General features: G+C 46.0%; 13 protein-coding genes and 1 tRNA gene. 9 read left to right on the forward strand and 5 right to left on the reverse strand.

Annotated elements, in window-relative coordinates; all coding sequences use genetic code 11:
- The first annotated feature begins 283 nt into the window (after positions 1–283).
- Entirely contained in the window at positions 284–487 is a 204-nt protein-coding gene (locus tag QT987_RS15560) for a hypothetical protein (protein WP_333085722.1), read from the forward strand.
- A 153-nt stretch (positions 488–640) separates the two neighbouring features.
- Positions 641–713, forward strand: a tRNA-Ala gene (locus tag QT987_RS15565).
- 67 nt (positions 714–780) lie between these two features.
- Here QT987_RS15565 and QT987_RS15570 read toward each other — a convergent pair.
- Complete coding sequence (locus tag QT987_RS15570; RefSeq protein WP_333241575.1) at positions 781–1026, reverse strand: hypothetical protein; 246 nt, start codon at positions 1024–1026, stop codon at positions 781–783.
- Between QT987_RS15570 and gcvT the strand changes: the two genes are divergently transcribed.
- On the forward strand, positions 951–2102 hold the full coding sequence (gene gcvT / locus QT987_RS15575) for a glycine cleavage system aminomethyltransferase GcvT (RefSeq protein WP_333241532.1): 1152 nt from the start codon (positions 951–953) through the stop codon (positions 2100–2102). The two genes, QT987_RS15570 and gcvT, sit on opposite strands and share 76 nt — an antisense overlap.
- A gap of 179 nt (positions 2103–2281) precedes the next feature.
- Here gcvT and QT987_RS15580 read toward each other — a convergent pair whose 3' ends face one another.
- Positions 2282–3115, reverse strand: coding sequence for an alpha/beta hydrolase (locus tag QT987_RS15580; protein ID WP_333241534.1), 834 nt, complete (start codon positions 3113–3115; stop codon positions 2282–2284).
- A 60-nt stretch (positions 3116–3175) separates the two neighbouring features.
- On the opposite strand from QT987_RS15580, the gene gcvH reads away from it, so the two are divergent.
- The 6 genes from gcvH to QT987_RS15610 all read left to right on the forward strand — a co-directional run bounded on the left by gcvH (position 3176) and on the right by QT987_RS15610 (position 11466).
- Positions 3176–3565, forward strand: coding sequence for a glycine cleavage system protein GcvH (gene gcvH / locus QT987_RS15585; protein WP_333241536.1), 390 nt, complete (start codon positions 3176–3178; stop codon positions 3563–3565).
- A 437-nt stretch (positions 3566–4002) separates the two neighbouring features.
- On the forward strand, positions 4003–6948 hold the full coding sequence (gene gcvP / locus QT987_RS15590; RefSeq protein WP_333241538.1) for an aminomethyl-transferring glycine dehydrogenase: 2946 nt from the start codon (positions 4003–4005) through the stop codon (positions 6946–6948).
- A 306-nt stretch (positions 6949–7254) separates the two neighbouring features.
- Entirely contained in the window at positions 7255–8607 is a 1353-nt protein-coding gene (locus QT987_RS15595; RefSeq protein WP_333241540.1) for a serine/threonine-protein kinase, read from the forward strand.
- A 425-nt stretch (positions 8608–9032) separates the two neighbouring features.
- On the forward strand, positions 9033–9434 hold the full coding sequence (locus tag QT987_RS15600) for an endonuclease domain-containing protein (RefSeq protein ID WP_333241542.1): 402 nt from the start codon (positions 9033–9035) through the stop codon (positions 9432–9434).
- Positions 9435–9863: 429 nt separating this feature from the next.
- On the forward strand, positions 9864–11225 hold the full coding sequence (locus tag QT987_RS15605; RefSeq protein ID WP_333241544.1) for a protein kinase domain-containing protein: 1362 nt from the start codon (positions 9864–9866) through the stop codon (positions 11223–11225).
- Positions 11226–11229: 4 nt separating this feature from the next.
- The gene (locus QT987_RS15610; RefSeq protein WP_333241546.1) at positions 11230–11466 is read left to right on the forward strand and encodes a hypothetical protein; all 237 of its coding nucleotides are present in this window, start codon (positions 11230–11232) and stop codon (positions 11464–11466) included.
- Between the two features lie 110 nt (positions 11467–11576).
- Here QT987_RS15610 and QT987_RS15615 read toward each other — a convergent pair whose 3' ends face one another.
- The 3 genes from QT987_RS15615 to QT987_RS15625 form a co-directional block, all read right to left on the reverse strand.
- Complete coding sequence (locus QT987_RS15615) at positions 11577–12449, reverse strand: MBL fold metallo-hydrolase (protein WP_333241548.1); 873 nt, start codon at positions 12447–12449, stop codon at positions 11577–11579.
- A 206-nt stretch (positions 12450–12655) separates the two neighbouring features.
- Positions 12656–13894, reverse strand: coding sequence for an HhoA/HhoB/HtrA family serine endopeptidase (locus QT987_RS15620; RefSeq protein WP_445300352.1), 1239 nt, complete (start codon positions 13892–13894; stop codon positions 12656–12658).
- A 942-nt stretch (positions 13895–14836) separates the two neighbouring features.
- Positions 14837–15919: an AI-2E family transporter gene (locus tag QT987_RS15625; protein WP_333241552.1), complete on the reverse strand. Its 1083-nt coding sequence runs from the start codon at positions 15917–15919 to the stop codon at positions 14837–14839.
- Between the last annotated feature and the right edge of the window lie 214 nt (positions 15920–16133).

The following is a 16133-nucleotide window of genomic DNA, read 5'->3' on the forward strand; positions in this document are numbered from 1 at the left end:
CTCTTCGTTGGCGTAGCCCCCGTAGGGGCGGGCTTCGCTAACGCACCCTACCCCCTCAAAAAAGTCCGCGAATCGCCCGCTTCGATCGCACAACCGCCCCCTAAAGCTGAGCTAGCTCTCATTAACTTTGCATATTGTAATTATCACCAAAAGCTATAATTTTTTCTCACTCGCTTTCCGCTGCTCCCTCCGGGTTTTACAGCAAAAGTTAAATACAGGTGAGCTTATCTGCACTTAACCAAAAGTTTTGTTACAATAGGTGAGCTGTTACAAATCGTAACTTATGCTGGTTCCTATTTTAATAATTGACGTTGCCCTCGTTGCCTGGTCTTTGCACTTGATGCAAGAGGCGATCGCGCAACGGGAATTTTCACTAATGCTAGCCGGCACTCTAGTTGCGGTATCAGCCGCCGCCCTGCTAGTCGTCTACTTCCTCATGGGGTCTTGTTTGAGCCATTTAACCGAAATATCCCAACACACTTACTAAATGATAGTAGGCGATTGACCGTTGTCCAGAAGCGAGGAGAGTTTTGTGAAAAAAAAGCCGAAAGCCTTGCCAGCCGAAGGCTCAAAACTAATTTCCCCAAAAAGCTTGACAAATATTGGTCAGTTAAGGCATGATTGAGAGCGCGAAAAGAAAGGGGAATTAGCTCAGTTGGTAGAGCACTACAATGGCATTGTAGGGGTCAGCGGTTCGAGCCCGCTATTCTCCATAAACATTAGAGTAGGGAAACGGCACTGCTGTGTCCTAATTTGTACCAAAACCTTACCAGCGCGTGCTTAAATGCGATCGCGACTTGTACCTAAACAGTATTGGCGTGTCCTTAAATTCGATCGCGACTTGTACCGAAACAGCATAGCCGTGTCCTTAAATTCGATCGGGCCGCACACCGCGAAAACCAATTTTCCCGTAAAATCAAAACAGTCTACCCGCAACCAAAGCGCTACCTGTGGCAAAGTCAACTGAACCCAACAATCCAGAGAGTCCGAGCCAACTTGCCCGATCGCCTCTGTACGACCTATCATTAGAACTCAAAGCCCGAATGGTGCCCTTTTCCGGGTGGGAGATGGCAGTACAGTACGCAGGCATCAGCAGCGAACACCAAGCAGTGCGCCAGCAAGCAGGAATGTTCGACATTTCCCACATGGGAAAATTCTGTTTGACAGGGAAACAAGTAATAGAAAAATTTCAACCCTTAGTACCCTCAGACTTGAGCCGCCTGCAACCCGGTCAAGCTCAATATACAGTCTTGCTAAATGCCAAAGGCTGCATCTTAGACGACATTATTTTCTACTGCCAAGAACCAGACCCTATCACTAACGAAGAACGTGCAGTAATCATTGTCAACGCCGCCACTCGGATCGCAGACAAAACATGGATCACCACTCACTTAGAATTGAGCGAACTCTGTTTTACAGACATTTCAGAAGATAAAGTTTTAATTGCCATTCAAGGGCCAGAAGCTGTTAACTATCTCCAGCCTTTTGTAGAAGACAACCTCGCACCAATTAAGGCATTTGGTCACTTAGAAACAAATCTGTTGGGACAGCCTAGTTTTATCGCCCGAACAGGTTACACCGGCGAAGATGGGTTTGAAATCATGGTGGATGCCGAAGTAGGAAAAGAACTGTGGCAAAAATTGTTAGCTGCTGGCGTTGTACCGTGCGGTTTGGGTGCGAGAGATACCTTGCGTTTAGAAGCAGCAATGGCTCTTTACGGTCAAGATATCGACGACAATATCACGCCTTTAGAGGCTGGATTGGGTTGGGTTGTTCACCTCGACACCAAAGGCGATTTTATTGGTCGCGAGGTTTTGGAACAGCAGAAAGCGAGTGGAGTATCAAAGCGGTTGGTAGGGCTAGAAATGCAGGGGCGGCACATTGCGCGCCACGGCTATCCGGTAATATTTGAAGGCGAAACAGTAGGAGAAGTTACTAGCGGTACATTATCGCCTACATTGAATCGGGCAGTAGCCCTCGCATTTGTTCCCGCAAAATTAGCGAAAATCGGTCAGCAATTAGAAATCGAGATTCGCGGGAAAAACTATCCGGCTAGTGTGGTGAAAAAACCATTTTATAAATCGCAAAACCGCCCTAGTTAGATTAAGTAGGTAAGCCTTAATTCAGGACTTACCTCCTGGGTCCAGAAACCGGGTTTTTTTACGAAAATAGTTCGTTGTAGACCGCAGATTCGGTAAAAAACCCGGTTTCTTTAGTAGGAGTGCGTCCAGGACTGATTGAGTTCTTGTGGAACGGGCTTCTAGCCCGTTGCTCATATTGGTCAAGAAGATTCATCTACTAGCTTAGCAAATTTTCGCAAAGTTGCAGCATAGCGATCGCCCGCCACATCCATCAAATCATTATGACCTGCCCCATCAACCCAAAAATTTAATTTCGGCTCGTTGGCCACTGCAAACAACTGTTCTCCATGCCAAAAATGCACCACCTCATCAGCCTTACCATGAATCACCAAAACAGGCGATCGAACTTTGCCAATTTTATCAATATTCACAAACTTGTCAAAGGGTAAAATCGGAATCCGCGTCAACACCCGAAAAGCCGAAACAAAGGAACTTTCCACCACCAAACCGCCGACTTTTTGTCGCGAAGCCAAATCAATTGCCGGCCCACCGCCCACAGAACGGCCATAAAGAATAATTTGGTTTGCAGGTATTCCCAACTGTTGGGTTAAATAATTGTAAGCAGCATCAATATCACGATAAGTATTATACTCAGAAGGATTTCCCTGACTCGTGCCGTAACCTTGATAATCATAGGCAAACACAGCAAACCCGCTATCTCGAATCTCTCTGAGTAGCCACAAAATGCCGCCCAAGTCTTCGGCATTCCCGTGACTGTAAAGTATGGTATATTTAGCTTGCGGGTTAGGAAAATGAACAGCAGAAATTTTCACGCCATTAGCTGAGCTAACTTTGATAAATTCCCTGGTATCACTCTGGCTAGATGGCGGAGGTTGAAAAATTAGTCGTTCTGAAAAAAAGAAACCGTATAAACACAGAAATGCGTAAATAAAAATTATAGATCGCATCAGTCGTTTGACAGAAAATTCTCCAAAAAGCAAGCGTTTAATATTTTTTTTGTTCCCGTTAGCCATCACTAAATGCCCATAGTTCACTAAGATTTACTTGATACTTGGTTTATTGCGAGAAAAGACATGGCACTAAAATACCCCGATGACTTGAAATACTTAGACACCCACGAATACATCCGACTCGAAGGCGAAATTGCCACCATCGGCATTAGTGCCTTTGCAGTTGACCAACTCGGCGATATCGTGTTTCTAGATTTACCAGAAGTCGGTGCTGGGTTGGAAAAGGGCGAAGCTTTCGGTACAGTCGAGTCAGTGAAAGCGGTTGAAGACTTGAAAGCACCAGTTACCGGTATCGTCGTAGAACGCAATGATGACATTATAGAGGCTCCCGAAAATTTGGCGGAAGACCCCTATGGCGCTGGGTGGCTGCTGAAAGTGCGCGTAGACAACACCAGCGAAGCAGACGACGCTTTCTCGGCCCCGGAGTATCGCAAAATGGTCGAAGGGGAATAGGGCATAGGGCATGGGGCATAGGGCATAGGGCTCGTTGATAATTCCACAATCCGCCAGGGGTTGAAACCCCTGGCTAATAGCACAAGTCGTCTAAAGACGACTGATACCAAATCCGGCTTAAATACCCCCTTTATCTCGCTTGTCCGCTAAGGCAGACTTCGTTTGACTATCGACAGCGGTTTCAACCATCGACCTTAATCTACAGTCGTCTTCAGACGACTTTAGCTATGAGACAGGGGTTTCAACCCCTGTCGGACTGTCGGACTGTCGGACTGTCGGACTGTCGGACTGTCGGACTGTCGGACTGTCGGACTGTCGGACTGTCGGACTATCGGACTATCGGACTCTCGGACTTGGATAGACGCAGAAAATCTTCCTGGTTTTCTTAGCAAAATGTTACAAACAAAGAAGCAAAAGTCTATTCAGGAGAATCCGCCTTGGTACTCTACAGCCCTCAACTTGAACCCAACCAGCAGCAAAACCTTTCCCCCATCAATGGTTTTGCGGGCCGGCACATTGGCCCGACACCCAGCGAAATCCAGCAAATGCTCAATGTTTTGGGCATTTCCAGCCTCGATGAGTTGATTGACAAAACGGTTCCAGCGGCGATTCGCATTTCTCAACCCTTACAACTTCCCGCAGCGCAAAGCGAGTACAGCGCTTTGGCAGAATTGAAAGAAATTGCTGCAAAAAATCAGGTATTTCGATCGTACATCGGCACTGGATATCACGACTGCATAACTCCCCCCGTCATTCAGCGGAATATCCTAGAAAATCCCGGCTGGTATACAGCTTACACTCCCTACCAAGCCGAAATTGCTCAAGGGCGATTGGAAGCTTTGCTGAACTTCCAAACCATGATAATTGACCTCACGGGTTTGGAAATTGCCAACGCTTCTTTGCTGGATGAAGGGACTGCGGCGGCGGAAGCGATGGCGGTGAGTTACGGCGCCAGCAAAAAGGGGGCAAAAGCGTTTTTTGTTTCCCAAGATTGCCACCCTCAAACTGTGGAAGTGGTGCAAACTCGCGCTAAGCCGTTGGGAATTGAGGTAATTGTCGGCGACCATCACAGCTTTGAGTTCGATCGTACAATCTTCGGCGCTCTCGTGCAATACCCCGCCACAGACGGCGCAATATACGACTATACCGATTTTATTCGATCGGCACACGAAGTCGGCGCATTAGTCACAGTAGCCGCCGACATTTTGAGCCTTTGCTTACTCACACCCCCCGGCGAATTCGGCGCGGATATAGCCGTAGGAAGCACTCAGCGCTTCGGAGTACCGATGGGATTCGGAGGGCCCCACGCAGCCTATTTCGCCACGCGAGAAGAGTTTAAACGGCAAGTTCCGGGGCGAATCGTCGGCGTTTCTAAAGATGCCAACGGCAAATCTGCTTTACGTTTAGCCTTGCAAACTCGCGAACAACACATCCGCCGCGAAAAAGCAACCAGCAATATTTGTACTGCTCAAGTTTTGCTGGCAGTGATGGCGAGTATGTATGCTGTTTATCACGGCCCGTCTGGACTGAAAGACATTGCTGAGAAAGTACGGACTTTAACTGCGCTTTTGGCATCCGGTTTAAGAAGTTTCGGATACAAAATTGGTTCTCAACCTTTCTTCGATACTTTGCGGGTAGAATTGGGAGACAAACCGCTGTCAGAACTTCTAGAAGCTGTTAAAGTTCGCAAAATTAATCTCCGAGTTTTCGATGATTCGACAGTGGGAATCACTTTAGATGAAACTGTCAGCGTTGAAGATGTGCAAGAGTTGTGGGAAATTTTTGCACAGAATAAAGATTATATCAGGGCAGACGGGCAGAATGCTCTCAACATTCCGCTGGATGCAGACGCATTGAATTCCTATTTGACCTTACCAGATTTTTGCGATCGCACCAGCAGCTATCTCGCCCACCCAGTTTTCAACAGCTACCATTCAGAAACTGAACTTTTGCGGTATTTGCACCGTTTAGAAGCCAAGGATTTATCGCTAAATACATCGATGATTCCCTTGGGTTCTTGCACAATGAAATTGAATGCAACAGCAGAGATGATGCCGGTGACTTGGGCGGAATTTGGCAAGATACATCCCTTTGCACCCCGCGATCAAACTCGCGGCTATCAAATGATGTTCGTGCAACTAGAACAGTGGCTGGCAGAAATCACCGGTTTTGCGGGAATTTCTTTGCAGCCAAACGCTGGTTCTCAGGGCGAATACGCGGGCTTGTTAGTTATTCGCCAATACCACGAACACCGAGGCGAATCTCACCGAAATATCTGTTTAATTCCCCAGTCAGCCCATGGTACAAATCCGGCTAGCGCCGTGATGGCGGGGATGAAAGTAGTAGCTGTCGAGTGCGATTCCCAGGGTAATATTGATGTTGCAGATTTACATAAAAAAGCCGAAAAGCACAAAAATGAACTGGCGGCTTTGATGGTGACCTATCCATCAACGCACGGCGTTTTTGAGGAAGAAATTAAAGAGATTTGCGAGATAGTTCACAACTGCGGCGGACAAGTTTATATGGACGGCGCGAATATGAATGCTCAAGTTGGTTTGTGCCGCCCCGGTGATTTTGGTGCTGATGTTTGCCACTTGAATTTGCACAAAACTTTCTGTATTCCTCACGGTGGCGGCGGGCCGGGAATGGGGCCGATTGGGGTAATGTCTCATTTAGTAGAATTTTTGCCCAGTCATTCTATTCTTAACAGTCAACAGTCAACAGTTAACAGTCAACAAATATCAGTTGGTGCTGTTTCCGCCGCGCCTTGGGGAAGTGCTAGCATTTTGCCTATTTCTTGGATGTACATTCGGATGATGGGAGGAGTGGGTTTAACTGAGGCGACAAAAGTAGCAATTCTTAATGCTAATTACATGGCAAAACGGTTAGAATCTTATTATCCGGTTTTGTACAAAGGGAAAGCTGGTTTAGTGGCGCACGAGTGCATTCTGGATTTGCGATCGCTCAAAAAATCTGCGACTATTGAAGTCGAAGATATCGCTAAACGGTTGATGGATTACGGCTATCACGCGCCGACGGTTTCTTGGCCGGTCGCTGGTACGGTAATGGTGGAACCGACGGAAAGCGAATCCAAGCAGGAATTAGACCGTTTTTGCGATGCAATGATTGCAATTCGAGCGGAAATTGCGGAGATTGAAAAAGGTAATGTTGACCCGCAAAATAATGTGTTAAAAAATGCGCCGCACACCGCAGAATCTCTGATGGTTGATGAGTGGAATCGTCCTTATACTCGATCGCAAGCGGCTTATCCAACCTCTTGGACTCGCGAACATAAGTTTTGGCCGGCGGTGGGTAGAATAGATAATGCGTTTGGCGATCGTAATTTTGTCTGTTCTTGTTTACCAATGGAGGCTTACACTTAAGATTGTAATCCATGTAAATCTCGTTTTACTTCGAGGCCCGATCCCCCTAAATCCCCCTTAAGAAGGGGGACTTTGAGAACGCTTCCGGTTCCCCCCTTCTTAAGGGGGGCTAGGGGGATCTCCAGGTTTGATAGATGCCGAAATCCACCCCACGAAAGACCTCAAGAAACCGGGTTTTTGCGACAATACCTAACTAAAACCCAAAAACTCGGAAAAAACCCGGTTTCTCAACTTCAAACCCTAAACAAAATTCCCCCACATAAGCTATAATCACAACCATCATCTCCTCCCCCTCAAACACCCACGATGAAACGCTGGCAAGACGGACAACAACTGGACGACGGCAAATATATCATTGAAGAATACCTTGGCGGCGGTGGATTCGGTGAAACCTACCGCGCTCAAAATCGCCATGAAGGTAAGTCCGTTGCCATCAAAACTCTGAATCTTTTCCAACAATTCCAGCCAGATTTTGCTAAAACACAAAATAAATTCCTCAAGGAAGCAATGTCTTTAGCCAAGTGTCGTCATCCCCATATTGTCGAAGTTTATGATATATTTCGCGAGGGTGATTTCAATTGCATAGTAATGGAATTAATCGATGGGATTGACTTGGCTACCCATCTCAAAGAAAACGGCCGTTTGTCGGAACAAAAAGCTTTGTCAATGATTCAGCAATTAGGCGATGCACTGACTTGCGTGCACAAGCAAAACCTGACTCACCGCGATGTTAAACCCGAAAATATCATGCTTAGAGAGCGCGGTATGGAAGCTGTTTTGATTGATTTTGGTTTAGCACGACAGGTGCATTCATCGGAAAAGTTAATGACTAATAGTGTTACAGGAACTGCCCATTACGCACCCATTGAACTTGCGGAAAAACGCCCTCAACTTGGCGCTTATACTGATGTTTATTCTTTGGCGGCGACGCTGTACAATATGCTAACGGATCAGAAACCGATTGAATCCCGTGGTAGAAAGGTAATAGACCCTTTGATTGCGCCAAAACTATATAATGCTCAGATTAGCGACAGGGTGAATGCGGCGATTATGAAAGGAATGGAGTTGGAACCGCAAAATCGCCCGCAGTCGGTGCAGGAATGGTTGGATTTGCTGATACCAAAACCAGTGGCTGCTGAGACTACACGGGTAATTTCAGCCGTGGGGATGGATTATATAAATTTGCGTAATTTATTGGCGGCTAAAAAGTGGAAAGAAGCGGATGAGGAAACTCTGAGAGTGATGTTGAAAGTGGCGGGTAGGGAGAAAGAAGGATGGCTGAATGAAGAAAGTATTGAAAAATTCCCCTGCGAGGACTTGCGTACCATTGACCAACTTTGGGTAAAATATTCTAATGGTCACTTCGGCTTTTCGATGCAGAAGCGCATTTATCAAAGTCTGGGGGGAACTAGGGAATATAATAGTGAAATTTGGCAGAAGTTTGGCGACAAGGTAGGCTGGAGAAGAAATAACCAATGGCTGTACTACAACGACCTCACTTTTTCAGAGAAAACGGCGGTGGAAGCTCACCTCCCCGTGGGGTTTGTGGCGGTTGGGTTAGGAGAGGAGGGTGGTAGGGTGGTGAATAATGAGATGTGGAAAGTTGTGTGGTTGGGGATGGGTTATCTCTTCTCTCACGTAGAGACTTGTAGACTGTAACATCTAAGCGTTACAGGATTTCATAAAGATTTATAACAAAGTCCAAAACCACGAAACCTTACCCTGTCTACGTTTCCGACGGGGTTGTCGGGACATAACGAGCAAATAATCAAAGTAAAATCAATCTCAGAAACCGGGTTTCTGCGATAATTTATTTATCATCACCCAGATTCAGGAAGAAACCCGGTTTCTACCTCCCCACCAACAGCCTCCAAACTCCATAACGCAAGAAACAAAATTTGTAGTTTGCATTAACAACCAAGACTAAGCAACCAACAATAAAACTCAAATAACTCTTACTCCCCCCCTTACCAAGGGGGGGCTGGGGGGGGTTAAAATATCAAACAACCAACTAAAAAACTCAAATAACTCTTACTCCCCCCCTTACCAAGGGGGGGCTGGGGGGGGTTAAATCCTATACAACAATGACAAAACTCTACAACAAAAGCTCAGAAAAATTCAAACGACAGCAGCTTCGCAGAGAAATGACAGAAGCTGAAAAGCAGCTATGGAAACGTATCAGAAACAGACAGCTTGAAAATTGTAAATTTCGCAGACAATACAGTGTAGCAGCATTTGCGCTAGATTTTTATTCACCAGAAATCAAGTTAGCACTAGAAGTTGATGGTGACAGCCATTTTGTGGATGGCGCTGTAGAATATGATGCAGAAAGGCAAGAGTTTATTGAAGCGGCAAGGATTAATTTTTTGAGGTTTACTAATGATGATGTTTATCATAATTTGGATGGGGTTTTAGAGGTGATTGTGGAGGGGATTAAATCGTTGAGAACATCGGGTGTTTTACCCCCCCCAGCCCCCCCTTGGTAAGGGGGGGAGCAAGAGTTAGCCCCTTGTTGAGGGTGGGGAGCAAGAGTTAGCTCTTTGTTAAGGGTGGGGAGTAATGGTTAGAAATGTACATGAGATTTAATCGTTTATTGCATTAACTCTTTTACCCCCCCAGCCCCCCTTGCTAAGGGGGGGAGCAAGAGTTAGCCCTTTGTTGAGGGTGGGGAGCAAGAGTTAGAAATGTAGATTAGATTTAATCGTTTATTGCATCTACTCTTTTACCCCCCCCAGCCCCCCCTTGGTAAGGGGGGGAGTAAGAGTTTGGAGGGTACATGAGATTAGTTCGTTGAGAATATCTGGTATTTAACCCCCCCCAGCCCCCCCTTGCTAAGGGGGGGAGCAAGAGTTAGCATTTTACTAAGGGTGGGTGCAAAAGTGTCTATAATCCAAAATTCATAATTTACAATTTATATGACTTCAAAAGTTACCCTCACTATCACCGCAGGTAATCTCAAAGGCAAAGAATTCACCTTTGATACCCGCACTACTTGTATTATCGGCCGCGCTAAAGATTGCTATCCCAATATTCCCGACGACGAAAAACACCGCACCATCTCCCGCTATCACTGCTTGCTGGATATCAATCCTCCCGATATCCGGGTGCGCGATTTCGGTAGCAAAAATGGCACTTTTGTTAATGGCGAAAAAATCGGTCAGCGAGAACCACATCAAACTCCCGAAGACGCGGCTCAAATTCAATTCCCAGAATACGACTTGCAGGGGGGAGATGAATTTACACTCAGCGATACTTCTTTTCGAGTTGCTGTTGCTCTTGACCCGGAAATTGCGAAAAATCTCAAACAACAATCACCCCCAATTATTCCCTCAAATCAAGAGAATTTGTGGGAGATGCTGAAAGCTTTTCTGTTCAAAGCTGTCGGTGGTAAAAATAATATCGGAGTTCTCGGTGATTATGTTTTACTAAAAGAGTTGGGTAAGGGTGGTTTTAGTTTGGTTTATTTGGCGCGACATAAACAAACAAATGAAGAAGTCGCCCTGAAAGTGATGTTACCAAAAGTTGCTGCGAATCAGCGGGCTGTGAATTGGTTTTTGCGGGAAGTTGATAATACTAAATGTTTGAAACATCCTCATGTGGCAGGATTTAAAGAGTCTGGTTATGCTGATGATACTTTCTTTTTCACGATGGAATTCTGTGAGGGTGGTAGTGTTGTTGATTTGATGGCAAAACGCGCTGTCAGCACTTTGCCGATCGCTGAATCTGTAGCTATTATTGTGCAAGTTTTAGATGGTTTGACTTATACACATAATGCGGAAATTCCGAATGTAAGATTGGCTGATGGTAGTTTTGCCAAGGGACGGGGTTTGATTCACCGGGATTTGAAGCCGGGGAATATTTTTCTGGCGAATGTGGGTGGGAAACAAGTTGCTAAGATTGGGGATTATGGGTTAGCAAAAGCTTTCGATCAAGCGGGTTTAAGCGGCCAAACGATGACTGGTAATGCTGTCGGTACGCCGTATTTTATGCCGCGACAGCAAGTGCTTGATTATAAGTATGCGAAACCGGAGGTTGATGTGTGGGCGGCGGCGGCTTGTTTGTACGTGATGATTACGGGATATTCGCCTCGCAATTTTGTGGGATTAGACCCGTTTCGTGCTGTTTTGGATAATGATGCAGTTCCTATTCGCGATCGCACTTCGTCCATCCCTCAACCGCTAGCCACCGTGATCGATCGCGCTTTAGTTGACAATCCTGAAATTTATTATAAAAGTGCAGCAGATTTTAAAGAAGCCTTATTAAACACTATATCATAAATTAATGAATCCACGATTTTTATTGCAGTCTCTCGAAAATAAACCTCGTTGGCTTGTCCTATTTTTATTGGGTTTAATCACGACTTTGGCAATCGCCACAACAACAGCTTACATCACAAATGGCATCGCCCAAACAGCCAATCCCACCTTATGTGTAGACGTTAAAGCCGATCGACATCCGATAAGTCCCGATATCTACGGTATGAACGATGATGGACTAGAAGCCGCCCTCGCCAAATAGTTGCCAATTCCGGTGGAACGCTGGGGGGCTCATCACACCAGCCGCTACAACTGGTTATCGGACGAAAGTGTGTGTAGGATTGGTTTCAGTATAAAAGGGGTTTTAAACTATTAAGCATCGAGCATCCAAGCAATACACTTTTGCATTTGCTCGCTCATGGTTTGTCGATCGGCATTATACCTGCGGCCGTGTCCCGGCAACACCCATTCAAACGAGTAATTAGCCAAATTCTGCATAGATTTGATTTGTTCGGGCCAAGAATACCAACAGACATCGTGAAAGCCAACTAGCTGCTGCAAACTTTCCGACCAAGCAAGATGATCGCCGGTGAACAAAAACTTGTTATTGTAAAGCAAAACTGTGTGACCTTTCGTGTGACCTGGCACCGATATAATCCACAAATCATCTGCTAGTTGATACGGTTCTGTGGGCGACAATTGCATTTCTACACGGCAAGTATCAGCGTTAATTTCGTCATAATGAATGATGCGATCGCACCCAAAATGGTCGTGGTATTGTTGATGATCTGCCACATCATCGCGGTGAGTCAAGTACATATAGCGAATGCCGCCCATTGCTTCGATATTTTTAACTAGCGGCGGCACAAAACGGGGAGAATCAACTAAAATATTGCCTTCGGGACGGACAATTAAATAGCTGGCTGCGGCGTAGGATGTCTCTGAGTGGTAGCCGCAGTGATAGACATTTTCTGCTACGAGTGCGGGTAACAGTTGCTGGGCTTCTTTGATCCTTTTGGGTTTTTCTACAGTGCCGATCGAACTTGTGGGACAAGACAAAAGAGCCGCGAGCGATCGCATTTCTTCAGTCTCGTTTGTTGGCTGCTGGTAAACCGCCGACTGTTCTCCCGCTTGACCAAATACTTCCGGTGCCATCCACCGACAAGTATCGCAGTCAATGCAGCTACTGTCTACATAAAAATTACCGCTGATATTTTCAGTACGCCGCAGATTGATGTGAGCCATTTTTCTACCTTTTAATAACCAATAGAAATAATTGTAAATTATACCAAATTTGGCTTAAATCTCCTTTTATTTCTTAGTCCGCGTAGGCGGACTTTGTTTGTGTAGTAGCGGTTTCAACCGCCGAGTATCAAAGAGGTTTTGAAATGTTAGAACCCAGAATTCTTAAAGAAGTCTGGGCTCTGGGCATTCTATTTTTTTAGGTGTTACTACCGCTGCTGATCCGCTGGAAAAGCACCCGCTTTCACCGCCACAGTAACAGGTTGTCCGCCGCGGCTTAATTCAAGCTGCAGATCGCTGCCCACTGTACTTTTCTCGACAATTTGCTGTACGCTGCCAGCATCGCTGACTTCTGCACCATTGATTCTCTTGATCACATCGGCAACGCGAACTCCAGCTTGTGCCGCCGGAGAATTTCTCGCAACTCCCAAAACTAACACGCCTTTATCTTCAGTCAGCCTCAATTTGGTGTTGGGATTTTGATTAAATTCTCTCTTGATTGCGGGAGTAATGCTCAACATCCGAACGCCGAGATAAGGATGTTCGGCTTTTCCTACTGTTACTAATTGGTCGGCAATTTGTTGTGCTCGATCGATCGGAATAGCAAAACCCAATCCTTGAGCGCCTTGAATAATCGCCGTATTCATGCCGATAACTTGACCGCGCTGGTTCAGCAGCGGGCCGCCAGAATTGCCGGGATTGATCGCAGCGTCGGTTTGAATAAAGCTGACGCGCTTGTCGGGAACACCGACATCGGCGCTAGAACGGCCTGTAGCGCTAATAATTCCCACAGTCACAGTATTGTCCAAACCGAGGGGATTGCCGATCGCGATCGCCCATTCTCCCGGCTGTAACTCTTCAGATTTGCCCAAATTCACCACAGGCAAATTGTTAGCTTCAATTTTAACAACAGCCACATCAGTTACTGTATCTACGCCTAAAACTTTGCCGACAAATTCGCGGCCATCCTTCAGTTTTACCGTCACCGTATCCGCGCGGTCAACGACGTGAGCGTTAGTCAAAATGCGGCCATCAGAACCAAAAATAAAACCCGAACCGGAGCCCCTTTCTACCCGATTTCCCGGCGCAATCGGAGATTCTGAACCAAAGAAGCGGCGGAATTGCTCAGGTATCTCATCTGGAACTTGGTTCGTCACCGTGCGAGAGGAATTGATCCGCACCACTGCCGGGCCAACTTCCTGCACAACTTTAGTGACAAAATTAGAGTCTTGAGAGGGGAGTATATTGGCAGGCAATGCTGAGATTGGCGCTGCAGTTGAAGGTTCAGCTTGAATGGCGTTAGAACTTCCAGGAACTCCAGAAGTTAGGGCGTTGCACCCAACAGTTGCGGTGGAGCCGAGCAAAATTAGGGATAAAAAAGCCAGTTTTTTCGGCAAAGAAGAACGGCGAGAACGCACAGTTGTAGCAGGCATATTTTTAGTTGACATAGTATTGATTTGGTGGGAGTTAGAGGGAGAGTTATAATTAGGATTTTGCATTTTTAGCACCTACTGTAATTAAATTACAACTAAAGGTTCTTTAATTTTAATTCAAGCATTTATGAGTTCTGCTTGACTGGTGGGGTTTACCCTACAAGCTGGGGTAGAAACCGGACAGTCGCCGGCAAATTGTTTGTGGATTCGAGCTTTTGAGTGCGATCGAACTGGGTCGGCACTGGCGAATTGCTGTGTGAGTGCGATAATACAAACTACGGTAGCCAGCTCGCATATTCCGCATTTCTCGCGAACTTTTCACCAAAAAACTGGGTCTGAAGCCCCGTCCTTATAGGACGGCTTTACATTGAATTAAATCCCCTTTCGGGGTCGGAGAGGGAATTTAATGCAACCTCTCCGATTTTTGGGGAATGGTTGCCCCAAACTCCCATTTCTGGGGTAAAGTTAGCTTCGACAAGGTTATAAAGGCTTGCGCCGGCTAGCAGCACTGTCGAGCGTGACCTTAAGACTGTTTAACCACTAGCGACAGAGCAAGGGACTAGCTTCGCATCAAGCGGGTGTCGTGACCTAAATAACGTAGCTATTTAAAGCTTAGTCTGGTCAGAATGGCCTGTTAGATTTCTCTTTCAAGCCTCACGCCTTTAGGCTGAGGTTTCTGACAGGATTGATATCCGAAGTCAACAACAATCGTGCACTCAAAAAAACCAGGTTTCTACGCAAAATATTCGTTGTGAGCGATCGAGGTTAACGTAGAAACGGAGTTTTTGACCCCGCCTGCATCCATGAAGGATAGCAGTTAAAGCACCGGAAAGCCTCACCCTAAAGCAGGAAGTAAAAAACCTGTAAAGCCTCAAGCTAAAGTACCAACTAAACCTTAAGTCAAAATAGCCTGCAAAAACTCTCTTCAAATCTAAAATTTGAACCTATGGAGGAATTTTATTGCTCCATCGGTTCAATGGAACTAACCGAATCGATTTCCCTCGACTTGTTCCTCGAACTTTCCAAAACATCAACAGTATTCTTAATAAAACCAGCCATCGGCACAGCAACTAACAAACCTGCTATTCCTGCCACCTTAACCCCCACCAGCAGCGACACTAAAATCCACACAGGATTGAGACCTATAAAACCGCCTAATAACCGAGGAGCAACGCCACTTTCAATTATTTGCTGAATTACTGTAGCGACAGCTAAAACTGTGACTCCGAGCCAAAAGTTGTTTAATGTGATTAGCAAACTGACAATGCAAATACTGAAAGGTGCCCCGAAGGGAATCATAGTCATTACACCCACACCCAAACCGAACAGAAGTCCGAAGGGAACTCGCATAATTAAAAAAGCAACAGTGATAGACAGTCCCATCAAACCCGCCAAAGTTGCTTGCCCGACGAAGTAGTTGTGGAAGCTTCGCGCCAGCAACTCTCGCAATTGAAGGCTCAGCTTGGAGGGAAACCATTTAAATAATCCTTCCCATACGCGATCGCCGTGCAAGAGCAAGTAGAATGTCACGACTATTGTGAGGAGAAAATTCAACAGACTGTCTGCAGCACCCAAACCAAATCTGAGAATTTCGCCAGTGAGAGACTGCAATTGAAATGAAAGTCGATCGCTCAATTGGGTAGTTAAACCGCTAACATCAATGCGGAGATTGCGATTTTCCGCCCAATTGTGGAATGCTTCAATCTGTTGTGTGCCAGAAACTATCCAAGTCGGCAGTCGGGTGGCGAGCTCAGTGATTTGGTTTAGCAGAATGGGAGCCAGAGTGATAGCTAAAACTACCAATACCAGTAAAGTCAAAAACAATACCGATAAAACTGCTCGATCGCGCTTTAAGCCGTATCTGTGCAGAAAGCGCACGGGATAATCTAGCAAAAAAGACAGCACTGTAGCCACTACCAAAACTGTAATCAGGGCGCGAAAATATTCAAAGACTAGGAGGGCTAACCAGCAGTTGAGTACCGCTAGGGGAAATACCAGTCCGTAAGTCCACCACTGCTGCAGTTGAGTGAAACGTCTCATCTAAGTTAACCGAGTTAAAATTTGAGATGCAAGATGTGAGATTGGCGCTGCTATTCGCCCTTCTTTCTTAACCACTTTATAGTGTATTTATTTATACCCGACTGCTGAAAATTTCCAGTTGCTCGACCAGCAGGGGAAATCGGGTTGCTGGCAGGCAGAGCCTGCCACAACTATGTTATATCGTTTCCGCTAGTATGGATATATTACCTGCGAA

Origin of the sequence: Microcoleus sp. SVA1B4 (assembly GCF_036700545.1) — a bacterium.
In the GTDB taxonomy this organism is placed as follows: Bacteria; Cyanobacteriota; Cyanobacteriia; order Cyanobacteriales; family Microcoleaceae; genus Microcoleus.